The 20,692-nt window shown below is 64.7% G+C and carries 17 protein-coding genes and 1 pseudogene; 8 read left to right on the forward strand and 10 right to left on the reverse strand.

From position 1 onward, the window contains the following. Positions 1-74: 74 nt before the first annotated feature. Positions 75-1,522, forward strand: a pseudogene (locus tag J7367_RS01370) (tetratricopeptide repeat protein); the annotation flags it as partial. Positions 1,523-1,549: 27 nt separating this feature from the next. On the opposite strand, the gene J7367_RS01375 reads toward J7367_RS01370, so the two are convergent. After that, positions 1,550-1,849 (reverse strand): NHLP-related RiPP peptide, encoded by a 300-nt coding sequence (locus J7367_RS01375; protein ID WP_033481077.1) that lies wholly within the window; start codon positions 1,847-1,849, stop codon positions 1,550-1,552. A gap of 163 nt (positions 1,850-2,012) precedes the next feature. On the opposite strand from J7367_RS01375, the gene J7367_RS01380 reads away from it, so the two are divergent. Next, on the forward strand, positions 2,013-3,173 hold the full coding sequence (locus J7367_RS01380) for a putative peptide maturation dehydrogenase (RefSeq protein ID WP_007963149.1): 1,161 nt from the start codon (positions 2,013-2,015) through the stop codon (positions 3,171-3,173). 229 nt (positions 3,174-3,402) lie between these two features. On the opposite strand, the gene J7367_RS01385 is transcribed toward J7367_RS01380, so the two are convergent. The 4 genes from J7367_RS01385 to J7367_RS01400 form a co-directional block, all read right to left on the reverse strand. Continuing rightward, a complete protein-coding gene (locus J7367_RS01385) occupies positions 3,403-5,487 on the reverse strand; it encodes a S9 family peptidase (protein WP_057658489.1) in 2,085 nt (694 codons plus the stop codon). A gap of 99 nt (positions 5,488-5,586) precedes the next feature. After that, a complete protein-coding gene (locus J7367_RS01390) occupies positions 5,587-7,614 on the reverse strand; it encodes an acetyl/propionyl/methylcrotonyl-CoA carboxylase subunit alpha (protein ID WP_057658491.1) in 2,028 nt (675 codons plus the stop codon). Positions 7,615-7,854: 240 nt separating this feature from the next. Continuing rightward, the gene (locus tag J7367_RS01395) at positions 7,855-9,465 is read right to left on the reverse strand and encodes a carboxyl transferase domain-containing protein (RefSeq protein ID WP_057658493.1); all 1,611 of its coding nucleotides are present in this window, start codon (positions 9,463-9,465) and stop codon (positions 7,855-7,857) included. A gap of 10 nt (positions 9,466-9,475) precedes the next feature. Next, the gene (locus J7367_RS01400) at positions 9,476-10,639 is read right to left on the reverse strand and encodes an isovaleryl-CoA dehydrogenase (RefSeq protein WP_007974979.1); all 1,164 of its coding nucleotides are present in this window, start codon (positions 10,637-10,639) and stop codon (positions 9,476-9,478) included. Between the two features lie 128 nt (positions 10,640-10,767). Here J7367_RS01400 and J7367_RS01405 point away from each other — a divergent pair, with 128 nt between their 5' ends. The 3 genes from J7367_RS01405 to J7367_RS01415 all read left to right on the forward strand — a co-directional run bounded on the left by J7367_RS01405 (position 10,768) and on the right by J7367_RS01415 (position 12,373). Then, positions 10,768-11,388 carry a TetR/AcrR family transcriptional regulator gene (locus J7367_RS01405; RefSeq protein WP_007968293.1) on the forward strand — a complete coding sequence of 207 codons (621 nt, stop codon included), beginning with the start codon at positions 10,768-10,770 and terminating at the stop codon, positions 11,386-11,388. Positions 11,389-11,474: 86 nt separating this feature from the next. Beyond that, positions 11,475-11,849: a hypothetical protein gene (locus J7367_RS01410; protein WP_005912295.1), complete on the forward strand. Its 375-nt coding sequence runs from the start codon at positions 11,475-11,477 to the stop codon at positions 11,847-11,849. Continuing rightward, positions 11,846-12,373 carry an RES family NAD+ phosphorylase gene (locus J7367_RS01415; protein WP_007974984.1) on the forward strand — a complete coding sequence of 176 codons (528 nt, stop codon included), beginning with the start codon at positions 11,846-11,848 and terminating at the stop codon, positions 12,371-12,373. The genes J7367_RS01410 and J7367_RS01415 overlap by 4 nt, the downstream gene beginning before the upstream one ends. A 322-nt stretch (positions 12,374-12,695) precedes the next feature. On the opposite strand, the gene J7367_RS01420 is transcribed toward J7367_RS01415, so the two are convergent. The 4 genes from J7367_RS01420 to J7367_RS01435 form a co-directional block, all read right to left on the reverse strand. Continuing rightward, positions 12,696-13,031, reverse strand: a complete 336-nt coding sequence (locus tag J7367_RS01420; RefSeq protein ID WP_007968299.1) for a DUF3325 domain-containing protein — start codon at positions 13,029-13,031, stop codon at positions 12,696-12,698. Continuing rightward, a complete protein-coding gene (locus tag J7367_RS01425) occupies positions 13,028-14,644 on the reverse strand; it encodes a PepSY-associated TM helix domain-containing protein (RefSeq protein ID WP_057658496.1) in 1,617 nt (538 codons plus the stop codon). Before J7367_RS01425 ends, J7367_RS01420 begins: the two co-directional genes overlap by 4 nt. Further along, the gene (locus J7367_RS01430; protein ID WP_042676199.1) at positions 14,641-14,952 is read right to left on the reverse strand and encodes a DUF3649 domain-containing protein; all 312 of its coding nucleotides are present in this window, start codon (positions 14,950-14,952) and stop codon (positions 14,641-14,643) included. The genes J7367_RS01425 and J7367_RS01430 overlap by 4 nt, the downstream gene beginning before the upstream one ends. Positions 14,953-15,133: 181 nt before the next feature. Beyond that, positions 15,134-15,778 carry a DUF4198 domain-containing protein gene (locus tag J7367_RS01435; protein WP_057658498.1) on the reverse strand — a complete coding sequence of 215 codons (645 nt, stop codon included), beginning with the start codon at positions 15,776-15,778 and terminating at the stop codon, positions 15,134-15,136. 282 nt (positions 15,779-16,060) lie between these two features. Between J7367_RS01435 and J7367_RS01440 the strand changes: the two genes are divergently transcribed. Both J7367_RS01440 and J7367_RS01445 read left to right on the forward strand, forming a co-directional pair. Then, positions 16,061-16,579, forward strand: coding sequence for a c-type cytochrome (locus J7367_RS01440; RefSeq protein ID WP_022557941.1), 519 nt, complete (start codon positions 16,061-16,063; stop codon positions 16,577-16,579). Between the two features lie 272 nt (positions 16,580-16,851). Then, on the forward strand, positions 16,852-18,570 hold the full coding sequence (locus J7367_RS01445) for an ExeM/NucH family extracellular endonuclease (protein ID WP_057658500.1): 1,719 nt from the start codon (positions 16,852-16,854) through the stop codon (positions 18,568-18,570). 293 nt (positions 18,571-18,863) lie between these two features. Here the strand turns inward: J7367_RS01445 and J7367_RS01450 are convergent, their stop codons facing one another. Further along, positions 18,864-19,259 carry a MerC domain-containing protein gene (locus J7367_RS01450; RefSeq protein ID WP_176214988.1) on the reverse strand — a complete coding sequence of 132 codons (396 nt, stop codon included), beginning with the start codon at positions 19,257-19,259 and terminating at the stop codon, positions 18,864-18,866. 52 nt (positions 19,260-19,311) lie between these two features. Between J7367_RS01450 and J7367_RS01455 the strand changes: the two genes are divergently transcribed. Then, positions 19,312-20,637: a GTP-binding protein gene (locus tag J7367_RS01455; RefSeq protein ID WP_007974991.1), complete on the forward strand. Its 1,326-nt coding sequence runs from the start codon at positions 19,312-19,314 to the stop codon at positions 20,635-20,637. Positions 20,638-20,692: the final 55 nt, after the last annotated feature.

Raw genomic sequence — 20,692 nt, forward strand, 5'->3', positions numbered from 1 at the left:
TCCGAAGTTCCAAAAGCCACTCTTCGGAACGACGCCACCTTCCGCCCTGTCAGGTCTCGTTGTTCAGACCTTCCTTAGCACTGATGCGCAAAGATCCCGCCAAAGATCCGCTGGACCGCAAGAACGCGTCGGATGTCGCATTACGCACCGGTGCGCGAGCGGTGTTACTTCCTTCTGTGGGTTACGTTGGGGGGCGCACACGTTTCGTCGTGGAAGTGGTCGACCCGAAAACCCAGCAGACTGTCGCTGTGAGTACCGCATTCGGCTCAAATCCGTCGATTCTTTCTGCCGTTGATACCGTGACCGGCGAACTGAGGACGCAGCTCGGCGAGAACCGCGACAGTATTCGACAAAACAGCCCTGCCTTGCCGGATGTCACCACATCTAGTCTCGATGCGTTGCGCGCTTATGCACTAGGACAACAACGTTACTCGGAAGGGAAATACGTTGCTGCTTTGGATTTCTTCCAAAAAGCCGTCGATATCGATCCGCACTTTGCGCTGGCCTGGCTTGGTCAAGTGCGCGCCCATTTCGCCAATGTCGATTACAAGAAGGCGACCGAAACGCTCAGAGTTGCCGAGCAATTCAAGTCCAGGCTCCCCCCGCGCGAGGCGCTGTACGTAAAAAGCTGGGGCGTGCAGATTCTTGATCCGGCGCAGGCAGCGTATCGCTCGATATGTATGGACGTATCTTGCTGGCTCTTGGTCAATACGATCAAGCCGATCAGGCAGTAAAAAAAGCGGTCGGATCAGGATGGAATGGCGCGCTGCTGCGTCAAGCTGCCGTCGCGGCTGCGAAGCGTGACTACTCGGGCGCCCGTGATGCGCTTGCTCAAGTGGACAAGAGCAATTTCCATGCCGACATCACGCGTACCACCATCGCTCTTGATGAAGGGGATCTGCACGCCGCAGTCGCGCACGCCCAAGTCGGACTGAGTGCAGGATTGACCAGGAGAGGAACTGATCGCATCAACTATTACGTCCCGCTAGCGACTGCGTTGCTTGCCTCCGGGCAGCGACCCAAAGCCGCGCAGGTCGCCAACGAGGGGGCAATGTTGGCATTGCGGGATTTGGGCGCAGATGTCCCAATCGATAGGATCGACAACTTGTCCACCGCATTGGCTGCCGCGCTCATCATGGCCCGCGCCGGCGATACCCATGGTGCCGCCAAGGTCCGGCAACAGGTCAAGGTGGCGCCACTGGCGTACGCCAACCGCTTGGTGGTGGAACTGGGTGCGGTTGTCGATGCGGAAATTCTATTGGCCGAGCAGCGGCCAGACGATGCATTCCGCATGCTCAGTCCCTATCTGGATTCGATGTCGCGATTCCAGACACGGGCAACCGCAATGCGCGCTGCCCGACTTGGACAGCGTAACGCAGATGCACGCATTCAACACGACTGGATCCGCCAGCATCGAGGGTTGGCTTACGCGGAGATCGAATGCGGGTACTGTCTGCAGCCGCTCAATCTGGTCGATCTGAGAACAGCGGAAGATTCGTGGATAGCAGAGGCGCAGGGGTAAACCTGCAGCCTGCCAGAAAACTGTCCTTTATTTGAGCGTCCTATCGCCGTTGTAACCGGCATCCAGCTGAGGGACGATGTGTGAGGTCCCTGACGTCAGCATGGTGTTGATCTGCTCACGCGCACCTGCGATTACATCCTTATCGGCCAACTGGATATTGCATGCGCAATCGCGAACGAATGCCTCGATGTCGTCGCCAGGTGCGGCGATGTGCCCAACCCGTCGCAGTGCCTCTAATGTGTCGGAGACGAATAATGCACGAAAGGCATCGTCGGTAGACAGTAGATCGATCAGGTTGCTTGCGACAGCAGGTTCAAGCTTCAGCATTGGCATCGATGGCACCTCAGTGGGATCAAGTAACACATAGCGGCCCTAAGGTGGCCGGCTTGAGCGGTATCACGCATTGGGCTCAAGTTAGGCAGCGACGGGGCGTTATCCCTGAAGCAGAAATATTTTGCATACGGTGTACCTCAGATCGCTGGAGAACATGATGTTGGTCAAGCGTTGCGCAATTGTCGTGCTGGAGCCACGTGAGACCGTGTCTTATACGTTGGAGAGTCTTCTGAGAGGCGGCAATGGCTTGGACCATTCGATGCAGTGGTTTGCATTGGCGCCGCATCTCGATGCCCCGGTGGCAGTGTCAGAAACTCAGCGGACGTTGCTGGGTGAGCTGAGTCCCTCCAGTTGGACGAGCCGATTGCCATACGACAGTGAGGCGCTTGACGGCTTGATCGCGCAGGGCCTGGTGATGGAGGAACACACGCAAGGCAGCAGCTTTGCTCAAGCCGATTCGCGTCTGAGGGCCTCGCACTGGCATCCGCTTGCTGCGGTACTGCACGCATTTACGCGATGGGATGGCGTAGATGCAGTCAAGAACACCCGGGACTCTGGCACCGATACAGCGGTGGCAATGCGGCGTGTCTTGGGGCCCGCGCCCCCGGAGGTGTTGCCGACGAATGACCATCGAACACTCATCGGACTGCCGCCCACGGTCGCAAACGATTTTGACGACTTGCTGGCACGGCGTGTCACCTGTCGTAATTTCGATCAGAGCAGGCCCGTTCCTCTACAGACGTTCGCCCATATGCTGCAGCGGGTGTTCGCTGCGCATGCCAAGGTGAAGGTGGGCGATGACCTGGTTTTCCTTAAAAAGAATGTTCCCTCCGGTGGCGGGTTGCATCCTATCGAGGCTTATCTTTTGGTGAGAAACGTCCAGGATCTGGAATCTGGCGTGTACCACTATCGTGCAGATAGTCACGCCTTAGAGCGTGTGTCAGGCCTAGCGTGCTCCGATGACTTCGTTATGCAGGCTGTAGGACAGCAGCACTGGTTCGCAGACGCGCATGTGCTGGTTGCCTTGGTGCCGCGCTTTGATCGAACCTTCTGGAAATACAGACAGCATGCCAAAGGGTATCGCGTGGTTGCGCTGGAAGCTGGGCACTTGTCGCAGACGCTGTATCTGGCGGCCACCGACCTCGGTTTGGGTGCGTTTATTACCGGTGCGGTGAACGAGAAACATCTTGAGCGCGCGCTTGGGTTGGACCCGACGTCGCAAGGCGTTCTCGCTGTATGCGGTTTTGGCTGGCGCGCTGCGACCATGGTGACAGCAGAGCTGGATCCTCTTGGTGCGATTTGGTCCGCAGCGACGTGAGCCGCGACGGACAATCGTGTGAGGTCAGTCTGCTTGCTTTCTCGCGATGTCGAAGCGTGTGCCGTCGACGAATTGGTCGCTGCCCGTGATACACCTGGTTTACCCTTCGATATCTGGCGCCGCTCGCTGACGATCCGAGCAGCGCTGCGGTGGTGCGTAGCGCCTGCGAAAGCCGACGGCGGAGTACCGTCGGTCTTCGTGTCCTGGCTAGAACAAGTCCGGCGTGGACTTACTTCCGAATCGCCTGCGTATGCGTCTTCAAGGCCTCGCCCAGGCCGTTGATCTTGTCGGCGCCTTCCGGGACGGTGATGCTGGAGCCTTCCAGATCCGCGCCGATCGGTTGCAAGCGGCCGCCCAGGCACTGGCTCAGGAAGCTTTCGGTCACTGCGTTGAAGGCCTTGCTGTTTTCCGGGCGGCGGAAGCCGTGGCCTTCGTCGGGGAACAACACGTAGGTGACCGGAATGTTCTTGGCCTTCATCGCGTTGACGATCTGGTCGCTTTCGGCCTGTTTGACGCGTGGGTCGTTGGCGCCCTGGCCGATCAACAGCGGCTTGCTGATCTTGTCGACATGGGTGAGCGGAGAGCGGTCGGTCAACCACTGCTTGCCGGCTTCGGTGGCGGGGTCGCCCATGCGCCGGGTCAGCTGCTTGTAGAAGCTGGCCCAGTACGGCGGCACGGTGCCGAGCAAGGTGTTGAGATTGGCCGGGCCCACGATATCCACGCCGCATTTGAAGGCGTCCGGGGTAAACGTCATGCCGACTAGCGTGGCATAGCCGCCGTAGCTGCCACCCATGATGGCGACCTCGTCCGGTTTGGTGACCCCTTGCTTGACCGCCCATTGCACCGCGTCGAGCAGGTCGTCGTGCATCTTGCCGGCCCACTCGCCGTTGCCGGCGTTGGTGAACGCCTTGCCGAAGCCGGTGGAGCCACGGAAATTCACCGCCAGCACCGCATAGCCGCGGTTGGCCAACCATTGCTCGTATGGCCCGTAGCCGTAGCTGTCGCGCGCCCATGGGCCGCCGTGCACGAACAGCACCAACGGCACCGGCCTGTCGGCCTTGCCGTCGTGGTTGGCATCGGCTTCGGCCGGCAGGGTGAGGTAGCTGATCAGCTTGAGGCCGTCGCGTGCGGTCAGCTCCTGTGGCCACATCGGCACCAGCGGCTTGCCCTCCAGTGCGGGCCGTGCGGAGAACAGCTTGGTCAGCTTGCCCCCATCGGCGCGATCGTAGCGGTAGTAGGTGAGCGGGGTCTCTGCCGCGGAATAGCCCACGATCCAGATGCGGTCGTCGAGCGTGCGCGCGGCCACGCTGGCATCGCCGCCGCCAAGGGATTTGAGTTTCTGCAGATCCGCGGCAATGCCGTTGTCCAGCGGCTTCCATTCTTCGCGCAGGTAGTCGGTGGACACCGCCTGCACCGCGCCGGTCTTGGGGTCGTTCAAGGTGGCGCCGACGTCGGCGCGCGGGTTTTCGAACAGCAGCGTGCGCGTGTTGCTGGCCGTGTCGATGGCATACAGCGCTGCGGTATCGCGGTTGCGCGAATCCTGCATGTACAGCGTCTTGCCATCCTCGGTCAGGCCCTCCGGTGCGGTGTTGGTGACATCCTCGAACGGAATGCGGTCCACGCTCTTCCAGCGGTTGCCATCGGGCACCAGCAACTCCCTGCCGGCATCGTCGGTGGCCCGCGTGGCGTAGCGCAGCTGGTAGTCGCCATCGAGCAGGTAGGCATCCAGGCTGTCGGTGTTCTTCTGCACCAGCGTGCGCTTGCCGGAGGCCAGGTCCACGCGATACAGGTCGTGCCAATTGGCATCGCGGTCGTTCATGCCGACCATGATCGATTCGGGATGCTGTGCGCTGACCCGATACACCTCGGCATTGGTCTTCTTGAACGGGGTGAGATCCTTGCTGCTGCCGTCGTTCAAATTGACTGAAAACAGGTGGAAATCTTCATCGCCACCGTTGTCGCGCAGATACAACAAGGTATTGGGTTGATAGGTCCAGAAGTAATTGCGAATGCCGCGTGCGGTGTCCTTGGTGATTGCGCGCGCCTGGTCGGGCGCATCCACCGGCGCAACCCAGACATTGAGCACGCCTTCCAGCGGCGCCACCCAGCTGAGGTACTTGCCGTCCGGACTGATGCTGACATTGGCCCGCTCGGGATTGCCGAACAGCGCATCGCGGGTGATCAGCGCGGGCGGCGCCGCGGGCGCCGTGGCAGCCGGTGCAGGTGCTGCCGCTTTCTCGGGAGCGGGTGCAGGTTTGTCGCTGCACGCAGACAGCGCGAGCAGCATGCTGGAAACAAGAAGCAGGCGATGCATGGGGACTCCGGTGGCAAGGCGGCCGAGCCGGCCGATTTGCCACGCTAGCGGCAGCGTGCGCGCAGGCGAACGTGCCGTTGGTCACCCTGCCATGCGCCGCTACGCAGACGCGGACACAAATTCCACCAGCGCCGCACCGTCGGCCACCAGATCGCCCTCGACCACCAGATATGCCTGGATCGTGCCATCGCTGGGCGCGTGCAGGGTGTGCTCCATCTTCATCGCTTCCAGCACCACCAATGCCTGCCCACGGGCGACCGGCTGGCCCACTGTTGCGGGCAGGGACACGATGCGTCCGGGCATCGGTGCGGTCAGTCCGCCGGCCTCCTGGGTGGGCTGGTCGGCTTCTGCCAGCGCATCGTGGTGACGGAAGACGGCCCGCTGCGTGGCCCCGATCAGGGTCAGCGTGGCGCCGTCGCGCAACACCTGTACACGCCATTGCCGGCCATCCATCTCCACGCGCAAGCCCGTCTCGTGCCGGTGGTAGCGCAAGGTATGGGTCTGGTCTGCGTTGGTGACTTGCCAGCCATCGGCATCCGGGCGCACAGCGAGTTGGCGGCGCTCGCCGTTCGCTTCCAGGATGATGCGCTGCGCTGCATGCGCACCGATGCGCCAACCGTCCGTGTGCTGCCACGGCGAATGCGGATCGGCCGGATCAACGGCCACTGCCGGCAATGTATCGGCAATCAACGCCGCTGCCAGGCACCACCAGGCGTTGTCGGGGCTGCGCGCCTCTGGAAACAGCACAGCGTGTTCGCGCTCGATCAAAGCGGTGTCCAGATTCGCCGACGCGAACGAGTCGGTCGCGATCAGGCGCGACAGAAATGCACTGTTGGTGGTGACACCTACCGCGTGGAATTGCGCCAACGCCGCGCGCATGCGTGCCAATGCGGCCGGGCGATCGGTATCCCAGACGATCAGCTTGGCGATCATCGGGTCGTAATAAGGGCTGATGGTGTCGCCTTGCTCTACGCCCGCATCGACGCGCACATGCGCGCTGGCAGCAGGCATCTGCAACTGACGCAGCGTGCCGGTGGAGGGTAGAAAGCCACGCTCGGCATCTTCGGCGTACAGGCGCGCTTCCAGCGCATGCCCGTGGATGCGCAGCTCGTGCTGCCTGCGCGGCAAGCGCGCGCCTGCGGCGACCCGCAATTGCCACTCGACCAGATCGGTGCCGGTGATCAATTCGGTCACCGGGTGCTCCACCTGCAGACGGGTGTTCATTTCCATGAAATAGAAATCGCCGTCCGGGCCGGCGATGAATTCCACGGTGCCGGCACCCACGTAGCCCACCGCCTGCGCCGCATCCACCGCCGCCTTGCCCATCGCGGCGCGCCTGGCCTCGCTCATGCCGGGCGCGGGCGCTTCTTCCAGCACCTTTTGGTGGCGGCGCTGCACCGAACAGTCGCGTTCGAACAGGTACACCACCTCGCCATGCGTATCGCCGAACACCTGGATTTCGATGTGCCGTGGCCGTTGGACATATTTTTCCACCAGCACGTGCGCATTGCCGAATGCCGATTGCGCTTCACGCTGGCAACTGGCCAACGCATCGTCGAACGCTGCGCTGGCATCCACACGGCGCATGCCCTTGCCGCCACCGCCAGCACTGGCCTTGATCAACACCGGATAGCCGATTGCATCGGCTTGCGCACGCAAGAATGCCGGCGCCTGCTCGTCACCGTGGTAACCCGGCGTCAGCGGCACGCCGGCCCGTTGCATCAATGCCTTGGCCGCACTCTTGTCGCCCATCGCGCGGATCGCCGCTGCCGGCGGACCGATGAAGACGATGCCAGCGTGCGCGCAGGCCTCGGCAAATGCCGCGTTTTCCGACAGGAAGCCATAACCGGGATGGATCGCCTGCGCACCGGTGGCGCGTGCCGCTTGCAGGATCGCTTCGCCACGCAGATAGCTCTGCTGCGCGGGGGCGGCGCCGATATGCACCGCCTCGTCCGCCATGCGCACATGCCGTGCACTGCGGTCTGCATCCGAGTACACCGCCACCGTCGCAATGTCCAGGGCGCGGCAGGTGGCGATGACCCGGCAGGCGATCTCGCCGCGATTGGCGATCAGGATCTTGTCGAAGGGCGCTTGCGTTGCTGCGGCGATAGGGTCGCGCTGGGTCATCGGATCAGTCTCTGCACGTCGCCGTAGCGGCGGGTCGTCTTACGAAGATAAACGGCTTGTCTGTTGCACACGGACATCGAGTGCAAGCAGGCTGGTTGTCACGCGGCGTTGTGTGGCTGCAAGCCACCTGCGCAAACGTCCGCGATTGCCGGCACGCATACGACAGAACCTCACTCCAGCCTGCGCACCAGCACGGGCAGCCCAGCACGCAGAACTGCGGCTGCAGTGCACCCCATGACCTCACATGCGAAACACACCAAAGCGCGTGGGTTCGATCGGCGCGTTCAGGGCCGCCGACAATCCCAGCCCCAGCACGCGGCGCGTATCGGCCGGGTCGATGATGCCATCGTCCCACAGCCGAGCACTGGCGTAATACGGATGGCCTTGCTGCTCGAACTGCGCGCGGATCGGCGCCTTGAACGCATCCTCGTCTTCGCCCGACCACGTACCGCCCTTGGCTTCGATACCATCGCGGCGCACGGTGGCCAACACGCTGGCCGCCTGTTCGCCGCCCATCACGCCGATGCGCGCGTTCGGCCACATCCACAAGAAGTTCGGCGAGTACGCGCGCCCGCACATGCCGTAGTTGCCCGCACCGAACGAGCCGCAGATCACCACGGTGAACTTGGGCACCTTGGCGCAGGCCACCGCCATCACCAGCTTGGCGCCGTCCTTGGCGATGCCGCCATGTTCGTATTTGCGCCCGACCATGAAGCCGGTGATGTTCTGCAGAAACACCAGCGGAATGCCGCGCTGCGTGCACAGCTCGATGAAGTGCGCACCCTTGAGCGCAGACTCGGAAAACAGGATGCCATTGTTGGCAATGATGCCGACCGGGTAGCCATGCAGGTGCGCAAACCCGGTGACCAGCGTGCTGCCATAGCGTGGCTTGAATTCGTCCAGGCGCGAATCGTCGACGATGCGCGCGATCACTTCGCGGACATCGAACGGCTTGCGCGTGTCGGCAGGAATCACGCCGTACAGTTCGTCCGCAGCATAGCGTGGCGGCAATGGTGCCTGCAGCGCCAACGACGCGGCAGGTTTGCGCCAGTTGAGCTGCGCGATGATGGCGCGCACGCGCGCCAGCGCCTGCAGATCGTTGTCGGCGAAGTGATCGGCCACACCTGAGATGCGCGTATGCACATCGGCGCCGCCCAGGTCTTCAGCACTGACCTCTTCGCCGGTGGCGGCCTTCACCAGCGGCGGGCCGCCCAGGAAGATGGTGCCTTGCTCGCGCACGATCACCGTCTCATCGCTCATTGCCGGCACATAGGCGCCGCCAGCGGTGCACGATCCCATCACGCATGCAATCTGCGGGATGCCTTGGGCGGATAGAGTGGCCTGGTTGTAGAAGATGCGCCCGAAGTGGTCGCGGTCCGGAAACACTTCGTCCTGCAACGGCAGGAATGCACCGCCGGAATCGACCAGATAGATGCACGGCAGCCGGTTTTGCTGCGCGATCTCCTGCGCACGCAAATGCTTCTTCACCGTCACGGGGTAATAGGTGCCGCCCTTGACGGTGGCGTCGTTGGCGACGATCACGCATTCCACGCCGGACACGCGGCCGATGCCGGCCACCACGCCCGCGCACGGGACCTGGTCGTCGTACATGCCATGGGCGGCCAATGGCGCGATTTCCAGCAAGGCGCTGCCTGGATCCAGCAAGGCATCGATGCGCTCGCGCGCCAGCAGCTTGCCGCGTGCCGTGTGCTTGGCGCGTGCGGCGTCGCTGCCGCCGCGGGCGGTCTGGGCGAGGGTGCGGCGCAGGTCGTCGATCACCGCGCGCATCGCGGCAGCGTTGTGTTGAAAAGTCTCGCCGCTGACCTGCAGCTGGCTATCGATCACGCTCATGGTGGCTCCGTCAGGCGGTGCGTTCGAACAACTCGCGGCCGATCAGCATGCGGCGGATCTCCGAAGTGCCCGCGCCAATTTCGTACAACTTGGCATCGCGCCACAGGCGTCCGGTGGGATAGTCGTTGATGTAGCCGTTGCCGCCCAGCACCTGGATGGCCTGGCCGGTCAGCCAGGTTGCCTTCTCGGCGGCGTAAAGAATGGCGCCGGCTGCGTCCTGGCGGGTGGTGCGCCCGGCATCGCAGGCGCGTGCCACCGCATACACATACGCGCGGCAGGCATTGAGCCCCACATACATGTCGGCCAGCTTGGCCTGCATCAACTGGAAGGTGCCGATCGGCTCGCCAAACTGCTTGCGCTCGTGCACATACGGCAGCACCACATCCATCGCTGCGGCCATCAGCCCGAGCGGGCCGCCAGCCAGCACCACGCGTTCGAAGTCCAGCCCGGACATCAATACGCGTACGCCGCCGTTGAGCGTGCCGAGCACGTTTTCCGCCGGTACTTCGCAATCGGTGAACACCAGCTCGCAGGTGTTGGAGCCGCGCATGCCCAGCTTGTCGAGCTTCTGCGCGGTGGAAAAGCCCGGCATGCCCTTTTCCACGATGAAGGCAGTGATGCCGCGCGCGCCGGCGTCCGGGTCGGTCTTGGCGTACACCACCAGCACGTCGGCATCCGGGCCGTTGGTGATCCACATCTTGCTGCCGTTGAGCACGTAGCGGTCGCCGCGCGCATCGGCGCGCAGCTTCATCGACACCACATCCGAGCCGGAACCGGCCTCGCTCATCGCCAGCGCGCCCACATGCTCGCCGCTGCACAGCTTGGGCAGGTAGCGTTGCTTCTGCTCGTGGCTGGCGTTCTTGCGCAGCTGGTTCAGGCAGAGATTGGAGTGCGCGCCATACGACAAGCCGATCGCACCGCCAGCACGCGAAATCTCTTCCATCGCCACCACATGCGCCAGATAGCCCATGCCGCTGCCGCCGTACGCGTCTTCTACGGTCAGGCCCAGCAGGCCTTGTTCGCCGAGCAGGCGCCATAGCTGGGCGGGGAACACGTTATCGTGGTCGGCTGCCGCGGCCAGCGGAGCGATATGGTGGCTGGCGAAGGCGGCCACGCTTTCGCGCAGCAGGTCGATCTCTTCGCCAAGCTCGAAGTTCAAGGACGGCACATGCATGCAACAACTCCACAGGGATCGGGATGTGCCGGGTGGGAGCGGGCGGACCGCGCGGCGAATGCGGCCAGACTAGCGGCCCACAACAAAAAAGTGAACTAAAATTCAACTATTGAACCAAGAATCACACCATGGCTTATCGACGCTCCGCCCTTATGGAAGAACGCCTGGCCGGCAATCGCGAACGGATCCTGCACGCGGCCCGCGTCCTGATCGCCGAAGGCGGCTACCGCAATGCACCGGTCACCGCGGTGGCCGCGGCTGCGGGCGTATCGACCGGGCAGATTTATCGACATTTCCCGTCAAAAGCCGAACTTTTCGTGGAAGTTCTAAACGAGGCGGTGCAGCGTGAAATGGCCATCCTGCGTGCCATCGCCGCCACCCAGGCCAGCGCGGCCGAGCGCCTGCGTAGCGCGATCGCCACCTTCGTACGGCGGGCGCTGGCCGGGCCGGCGCTGGCATACGCCTTCATCGCCGAGCCGGTGGAGAGCGAGGTCGACGCCGAGCGCATCCGCGGCCGCCGCCTCTTCGGTGAGGTGTTTCGCCAGCTGCTTGCCGAAGGCGTGGCGGCCGGGGAGTTTCCGCAGCAGTCGCTGGACGCCGCGGCTGCCTGCATCGTCGGCGCGTTTACCGAGGCCTTGGTGGGGCCGATCGCCCCCAGCCGTGGCGACCCGCAACAGGGCGAGCAACTGGTCGAAGCGATCTGCGGCTTCTGTCTGCGCGCGGTGGGGGCAGCGCAAGCGAGCGGCTGACAGTGCACTGACCGCACATACGGATGTGCCTTCCAGATGCAGCCGACTGTGCATATACTGTGCGCCTACGTTGCCGGAGCCGTGCGATGGTCGCCGTTCTCAATCCACTGGCCTTGACCGAACGTCTGCGGGTGCCGGACCGGACCATCCTGTCGCCCTCGGCCATGGCCAGTCTGCTGGATCTTTCGCAACAGGAACTCGCCGACCTGGCCGGCGTGCACCGCAACAGCCTGCGCGTGCACCCGGAAAGCCCGCGCGTCCAAGACTTGCTGCGTAACCTGTCGCGGCTGCTGGTGGCGATGGCGCAGGTGCAACCGGACGAGCGCCAGGTCGTGTTCCATCTCAAGAACACGCCGATCCCCGCGTTCGAGTTCGCCACCTTGCTGGAAGTGGTCAAGCAGGGGCGTACCGACGATGCGCTGACCTATCTGCGCACGGTCGCCGCAGGGTCCGCCGGTTGAAGCTGAGCGCCCCGGCGCACTGCACGCTCTATCGCGCCTTTACCCCGCGCTGGGCCGCCGAACCGCTGAGCGGTGCCGGTGCGGCGCGCTCGGGCGGGCGCTTCAATCGCTTCGGCCAGCCGGCGCTCTATCTGTCGCTGCAACTGGAAACCGCCGCGGCCGAATATGCCCAGGCCGCTCCGTTCCTGCCACCGTTGACACTGGTCAGTTACGCCGCCGATCTTCCGGCACTGGCCGATCTGCGTCTGCTCGATGCCAGCTGGGATGCGGTGTGGGCCGACTGGGCCGACGACTGGCGCAAGGCGCTGGTCAACAAGATCGAACCGGTGAGCTGGGTGCTCGGCGACCTGCTGCGCGAAGCGGAGATCCCCGGCGTGATCTTCCCCAGCATGGCGCGGCCCGAAGGCGTCAACGTGGTGCTGTTTCTGGACATGCTGCAGCCCGAGCGCGTCCTCCGCGTCCTCGACGATGGCCGCCTGCCGCGCGATGGCCGCAGTTGGGGCGATCCGCCGACGGTGGTGTGACTCGGCACGCGCTGATGTGCGCGCACCACGTGCAGCGCGTCATTCGACATCGGTATCGCGAACGTCACGGCACGTGCTTGTGGCGATAATCCAATGCGTAGCGAGGAGGGTCTCAACGCCTCGCGCTGCAGGAGACGCGGTCGCCCTCCAGAAACACGACTGACGGAACCAGCGCACGCGTAGATTGACGATCAAGTCCATCGCCTCTCGCGTTAGCTCGGCGAGCCCATCGGCCGGTCGCTCGTACTCTTTATGCTGATCGTTGACGCCGGTTAGGCATGCAAACGCACGCGGTAGACATCTGGTTAGCCGCGACCAACCTTCAACCAATCAGCACCTGCACCACGCCCGCCAGCACTGGCGCAGCCACCGCGGCCGGCACGATCGCGCTGCGCCGATACGGCAGCAGCCACAGCGACAGCACCGCCGCACTGGCGGTCAACGTGCCCAGCCACAGCACTGCGCCGATGCCCCAGCCCTGCGCATGCACCGCCAACGCGAAGGTGACACTCAGCAGCAACCAACCCAATACACGCAGTTGGCGCGATCGTGTAGTGCCCAGCAGGCGGCCGCGCAACTCTTGCTGATGCTTGTCCATCGCCAGGCACAGGGCAGCAAAGCCGGAAAAATTCAACGCCAGCAATAACAGCACGCTCATGCGCTTTCCTGGAGCGGCGCGGCTGGCGGTGCAGGTGTTGCGGCAGCAGCGCGCGCGCGTCGCGCCGAAGCCGGCTGCGGCGCTTTCCAACGCTGCAGGCGAACGCCGGCGATCCCCAGGCAGAGACCCAGGAACAGGCACACCAGATCCACACCGGCCAGTGTCCACTGCCCGGCCGGCAGCGTCACGCCCAGATGCACATCAGTGGTGATTGCGTTGAGCACCGGCACCAGCGCAAACAATCCCGCGCCCAGATATAGCTGCCAGCTCCACATCGCACGCCGCGGCCACACGAATGCAGCCAGCAACGCCGTGGCCCACGCAGCAAAAAACACATTGGCCTCCATCGCTGCGCGCGCATCCAGGCTCACCGGCAACACGCGGTTGGCCCAGAAGAAACTGGCAAAGGCGATCGGCAAACCGGCCACGGTGCCGATGTTGAGTGCGTCCACCAGGCGCAGGCCGAAGCCGATGCGCCCCGCCTTCAGATGTTTGGGGCGTTCTTTCACCGCCCACATCACCACGCCGCTGGCCACCATCAGGCAGCCCAGCAGGCCGGAGCCGAAGAACAGCGCACGCAGCCATGGCCCGGCGAAATGGGCCAGATGCAGACCCACCATCACCCCGCGCGTCTGGCTGGCACCGCCCGGTGGCCCGCTGCGTTGCAGGCGCTCGCCACTCACGGCATCGAACAGGATGGAAGGCACGTCGGTGGAGAGGTTGTCGGCCAATCGACTCACCCCGACGGCAGCATGCGCATCGTTGGGCAGTGACACCGCCACGCTGCCCACCTCGCCACCACGCCAATCGCTGCGCGCACGTGCCACGAACTGCTCCAGCGGCAGCATGTGTGCCGGTACACCCGCGGCCTTGCGCGTATCGGCCACCCGATTGGCCGCCTCGTCGTAGAAACGCATTTCATCGCCGGCATAGCGCGCCTTGATACCCCACGGCAGGTACATGAACATCAAGGTCACGATGCCGGTGTAGGTAATCATCGCGTGGTACGGCAACGCGGTCACCGCGCTGACGTTGTGGAAATCCAGCCATGACCGCAGCCCCTTGCCGGGGCGGAAGGTGAAGAAGTCCTTGAAGATTTTCTTGTGCGTGATCACCCCGCTGATGATCGCCACCAGCATGAACATCGCGCAGAACCCCACGATGTAGCGCGCCCACATCACCGGCACGTAATGCAGGTCGAAATGCAGCCGGTAAAAGAATTCGCCGCCCAGCGTGTCGCGTGCGGCGATGTCCTTGCCGGTAGCCGGGTCGATGATCGCCGTGCCGTACATCTGCCGGCGATCGACAGGTTTGCCGTCGGCGGGCGCGGGATTCTGCCAGTACATGCTCACCACCGGAGTGCGCGTATCCGGCAAGGTGATGTTCCAGCTCACTGCATCGGCTGCGTGTGTCTGCAGATACTGCTCGGCACTGCGCAGCGCAGTGGCGGTGCTCACCGTGGTGGTGGGCAACTCCGGGCGCATCCAGCGGCTGATTTCGTCGCGGTAATAACTGGCCGTGCCGCCCATGAAGATCAGCAGCAAGACCCAGCCGACCAGCAGCCCGGTCCAGGTATGCAGCCACGCTATCGACTGGCGAAAGCCCTGCTTCATGTCGCGCTCCGTTGCAGCCACGCGGCCAGCGCAAACATCAGCGCCGCCGGCACTGCGATGCCGGCCCAGGCGCGCCACACGCTGGCGGTGGCGAAGGCCCATAACGGCGCACACGCGCACACCACGATCCCGATCAGCATGCTGCTCAATACCGCTTCACTGCGCGGCATCGGCAACACCAGCGCCAACAACAGATTGGTGGCGCTGGCCAGCGCGTAGCCGCCGAAGATGGCTGCCAGCGTGCGCGCAAGCACCCCCAGCCAGGGGCGCCTGAACCAGGCAAGCGGCAAGGGCGATGCGCTGGACATCACGCCACCGTGCGCGATGGACGTGGAGCAACCGCCACACCGCAGCGCAACGTTGCCGAGCCGGGTGGGCCGGCAAACGCAAGTGGCCACCGCGTGGGGCGTGGAACGGGCAAGCCAGGCGTCGCCGCGACGCAGCGACGGCGCCTGTTCCATGCGTGCGCGGGAGGCGTGCCGACCATGCTTACTCGGCCAGCAACGTCAGCGTGCTGATGTGATGCACCATCGACACCTGCTTGCCGGCGATCTCGCGCTGCACCGGTTCCTTGTTGGTGGCTACCAGGATGTGGCGGCCAGCGCGCAACTTGGGCAGCGTCACCTGGCCCTTGGCATCGGAGGTCAGCGTCTTCTGCCACTTCTGCGGGTCGATCACCGTCACTTCCACCTTGGGCAGTGGCTTGTTGCGATAAAGCACGGTCAGCGTATTGCTATTGGCAGCGGTGGGGACCAGTTCGAAATCGAGCTTTGCAGCCGGTGTGGTACGGCCGGCGCGTGCGTAATAGCTCACTGTCTCGAAGCCGCCGGCTTCCCCCTTCCATGGCTCGAACACGCTGTCGTCGCTCAACCACGCATCGCCGCTGCCGGCCAGCGGCGCGGTCAGGAACTCGGCACCGCGCTGCAGCGGGCCGGCCTTGCCGGCAGTGCCGAATACGTTCGGCTTGACCACGCGCTTGATCTCGTCTTGGCCGTGGTCCAGCGCTTCCTGCGCCGGCTCGCCGAAGAAGATGCGCACCGGGCCGCTGCCGTCGCGCTCGATCCAGATTTCGTGGGCCTGGGCAGACAGGCTGATGCTGGCCAAGGCCAGGCAGGACAGCAGGAAGGATTTCATCGCGGCGACTCCTCAGGGACGGGACCGGCGAGGCGAGAACCGCGCCACCGTAGTTGTTGGGAATGATACGCAATTCCCACAACGGAGACCAATGCGCGGCATGCGGCGCTGCGGCAATTGACCAGACGAGGCGAGCGTGCCCGTGGACAGGAGCGTCCGCCCGCCGGGCGTGCAGCTCCCACCTCTGCGAAAACTGTCATGCAGGCTGGTCAGACTGGCGCAAAGTGTGCTCTATACTCCGGCGCTAGCAGAGGTCTTCGACCAACAGCCAGGGGTGAGCGCGTGCGGAATTACGACCTCGAGTTCCTGAAAAAATTCTCGATGGTGATCGGTTTACTCGTGGTGATCACCCTGGGCCTGATCGCCCTGGCAGCGTATTTGCAACGCGCCATCCCCGACGAAGTCTCGCCGACTGCCGCCAAACGCGTGCTGCAACGCATTGCGCCTGTCGGCGCGGTCTATGCCGGTGCGACTGGCGCGTCCGCACAGGCCGCAGCCCAGGCCGCAGCGCTGGCCAAGGCCGCCTCGCAGTCTGCTTACGGCGGTACGACCGACGGCAAGACCATCTTCAACAATCTGTGCACCGCCTGCCACACCACCGGTGTCGGCAAGGCGCCCACGTTGGACCATTCGCATTGGGATGCACGCATCGCCCAGGGCAAGGACACCTTGTACAAACACGCGATCGAGGGCTACACCGGTCCGGATGGCGGCATCATGCCTCCCAAGGGTGGCAACCCGGCACTGACCGAAGAGCAGGTGCGCGCCACCGTCGATTGGATGCTGGGCAACCTCAAGTAAGGGCTTGGCAAGCTGCCGGGGAAGATGGGTCTGCGATTCGCGCCTGATACAGCTTATCGCCCGCGTTGCGTTGCCATGGAGCGCGTCGCGTGCAGATCGTGCGTAGGCGCTGCAGCACTGCATTGGGGCACGCAATAGCCGCATCACGGTTGCCCAGCGCACGTGCCTGGCGGTCATTCCCCCTGGTTTGCTAGCCTGTTTCTGCGCTTTCGTTATCACGCGCCGCCTTCCGGGCGGCGTTTGCGTTTGGATTCACTTACTGGAGTCGTTCGATGTCGCCTCGCCCGCTGGTTGTGCTCGGTTTGGTTGGTCTGTTGGCTCCGTTGCTGTGCAGCGCTGCCGATGGTGCCGCGCAGCGGCTCTCGATTGCCGACGTGCAGGGCGAAGACAGCCGCAGCCCGTACGATGGCCGGGTGGTGGAGGTGGAAGGAATCGTCACCGCCGATACGCGCGTGGGGCTGGCCGGCCTGTTCGTGCAGCAGCCCGGCTTCGAGCCGCGGCGCTCGCATGGCCTGTTCGTCACCGGGGCCGGCAATGCCGAACTGGCGGTGGGCGACCGCGTGCGCATCGTCGGCACCGTGCGCGAGGTCTCGGCAGGTGGCGAGGCGAGCCTGACCAGCGTGGACGCCAGCAGCATCGAGCGGCTTGCCAGTGGCCAGCCGGTGCCGGTACGCATGCTCAGCGGGCCGCCGGCCAACTGGGAAGCGCTGGAAGGCGAGCACGTGCGCATCGCCTCGCTCACGCTCAATGGCAGCGACCGCCTGGACACGGACGGCGAGCTGGTCGCCGCGTTCGGCGGACGCCTGTGGCAGCCGAGCGAGGTCGCCGCTGCCGGCACGCCGGCGTTCGTGCAGGCGCAGGCCGATAACGCACGCCGTCGCGTGTTGCTGGACGATGCGCGCAACGGCCGCAGCCCCAGGACGGTGTCGTATCTGCCGGCCGATCCGGTGTTGCGCAGCGGCAGCCTGCTCAAATCGGTCGATGGCATCGTCGACCAACGCTACGACGGCAACTACCGCATCCAGGTGCTGGGTCCACTGACCTTGCCGGCGATGCCCACAGCCGTTGCGCCGCAGGTGGGCGGCGATCTGCGTATCGCCTCGTTCAACCTGGAGAATTTCTTCAACGGCAATGGCCGTGGCGGTGGCTTCCCGACCAAGCGTGGCGCACGCACGCACGAACAATTCCAGGCGCAGCTGGCCAAGTTGGTCGCCACCATCGTGCCATTGGGTGCCGACGTGGCTGCGTTGATGGAAGTGGAAAACGACGGCAACGGCGCCGATGCGGCGGTATCGCAACTCGTGGCCGCGCTCAACGCTGCCGGCAAGGACAAGGATTGGCAGTTCGTCGATACCGGCAGCGGCCCGGGCGACGATGCGATCCGGGTCGGCATCCTCTATCGCAGCTCGCAGGTCACCCCGGTCGGCAAGCCGGCCACGCTGACCGGCGGGCCGTTCGAGAACCACAGTCGCGTGCCGCTGGCGCAGGCGTTCCGCAGTGCGCGCGGAGCCACCTTCGTGGTGGTCGCCAATCACTTCAAGTCCAAGGGCTGCGGCAACGCCAGCGGGGCCGACGCCGATCAGCAGGACGGCCAGGCCTGCTGGAATGCCACCCGGACCGAATCGGCCAAGCGGTTGCACCAGTGGCTGCAGACCGACCCCACTGGTGCGCAGACCAAGCTCGCCGTGCTGCTGGGCGACTTCAATGCCTATGCGATGGAAATGCCGATGCGCAGCCTGCGCGCCAGCGGCTGGCAGGACGCGTTTGCAGTGGCCGGTGTGAAGCAGCCCTACAGCTACGTTTACGACGGCCTGAGCGGGCGGCTGGACCATGCGCTGCTCAGCCCGGCGATGGCCAAGCAACTGCGGGGCGCGGCCGAATGGCATATCAATGCCGATGTCATGGACGCCGCCGGCTACGCCAAGCGCAACCTGCCCGGGCCGTGGCGCAGTTCCGATCACGACCCGGTGTTGCTGGGTTTTTCGCTGTAGCGCTGCCGATCGTGGCTGTGCACGCTGCACGCTGTGCGCGTGCCTGGGCGAATTGGGTACGAGCGTGCTGCTGCAAACCGGGAGGTCATCGAGGATTGCGTAGGCCGTCGTCAAGCCAAGCGGACGCGACGGACGATGACGCGAAGGTGATCACGGCGGCAGCACTGACACTGACGCGCGGCATGCGTTGAGGTGCTCGAGCCCAGCAAGGCGCGCATCGATCGGCGATGCGTGCGCCACCTCACTTCCCGCTTGGCGCCGCTCCGGCAATGGCGCCGTACGCCGACCGGTCGCTAGTTCGCGCATGCCCCATGTCGGCGACGCAGCCGCAGATTGAGCAGATGCGTGCTGGCCAGCAGCAGGCTGCCGGCGACCGTGACCGGTGTCTCCAGCGCATCGCCGGCCAGACCGCTCGCTCCAAAAACCAGACCGGCCAGCCCGCACAGCGCCAGCACCCAGACCGGCGCCGGCAGCGCGTGCCGGCGATGCGTGCTCCACAGCGCGTAGCCGCTCAGCGGCACCGCCGCCGTGGCGAACACCACATGTACCCACTCGGCCCGGCTCCAGACACCCAGCAGCGGCAGCGTGGCCGCCAGCAGCGGCAGGGCGAGGCAATGCAATAGGCACAGCCCGGACAAGGCGATGGCCGAGCTGTCCAGCAGGGAGGCGGTGGCGCGCATCGGAAGCATCCGGTCGGATTGATGTTATATAGTAACACTTCTCTTCTGCCAGGCTCTCAGGATGTCTCTGTCCCCCAAGCGCGATGCGCGCCTTCCCGTCACCGTGTTGTCCGGCTTTCTGGGTGCGGGCAAGACCACCTTGCTCAATCGCATCCTGCACAACCGCGACGGCTTGCGGGTGGCGGTCATCGTCAACGACATGAGCGAGGTCAACATCGACGCGCAGCTGGTGCGCGAGGGCGGCGCGGCATTGCGGCGTACCGAAGAGACCCTGGTGGAATTCAGTAACGGCTGCATCTGCTGCACGCTGCGCGACGATTTGCTGCAGGAAGTGCGGCGTCTGGCCGAGCAGGGCCGCTACGACTATCTGCTGATCGAATCGACCGGTATTGCCGAGCCGATGCCGGTGGCAGCCACCTTCGCGGTGCGCGATGCCGATGGTTTCAGCTTGTCGGACATCGCCCGGCTCGACACCATGGTGACGGTGGTGGACGGTAGCCGTTTCCTTGAGGACTTCGGCTCGGCTGCCACGTTGGCCGAACTGGGCCAGCAAGCCGGCCCGGACGATACGCGCGGGCTGGTGCAGTTGCTGGGCGAACAGGTGGAGTTCGCCGATGTGCTGGTGATCAGCAAGCGCGACCGCATCGACGCCCCGCAGCTGCAACGTCTTCGCGCCGTGCTGCGTGCGCTCAACCGCGATGCGGCGATTGTGGATGCCGCGCACGGGGAAGTGCCGCTGCAGCAGCTGCTGGACACCGGGCGTTTCGATTTCACCCGTGCGCAGCTGGCGCCGGGCTGGATGCAGGAACTGCGCGGCCAGCACACGCCCGAGACCGAGGAATACGGCATCAGCAGCTTCGTGTATCGCGCGCGCCGGCCATTCCATCCACAGCGCTTCGCGCGCATGGTGCACAGCGGTTTGCCGCAGGTGATCCGCAGCAAGGGCTTCTTCTGGCTGGCCAGCCGCATGGATTGGGTGGGCGAACTGTCCAGCGTGGGCGGCGCCACCCAGACCAGCGCGGCCGGGTTCTGGTTCGCTGCGCGCCACCGTGTCGATGCGCAGGCAGTCGGCCAGCCGCTGCAGACCAGCATCACGCCGCTGCCCTACACCGATATCGGCTGGCAGCGGCAACAGACGCAGTGCTGGACCGCGCCGCTGCCGCAACCCCACGAGGTAGGCGATGCCAGCGAATACGCCGCGATGCAGCGGCTGTGGCATCCGCTCTGGGGCGATCGCCGCCAGGAGCTGGCGGTGATCGGCGTGGACATGGATGCACCGCGCACACGCGCCGCGCTGGACGCCTGCCTGCTCAGCGACCAGGAACTACGGCAAGGGCCGGCGCAATGGCAACTGCTGGAAGACCCCTTCCCGCACTGGGCAAGGTGACGGCGCACTGCCGCTGCTTGCCAAGTCGACGCCATCGCCAGCCTCGCCGAGCGGG

The organism is Xanthomonas sp. D-36-1 (genome assembly GCF_017746155.1).
In the GTDB taxonomy this organism is placed as follows: Bacteria; Pseudomonadota; Gammaproteobacteria; order Xanthomonadales; family Xanthomonadaceae; genus Xanthomonas; species Xanthomonas cissicola.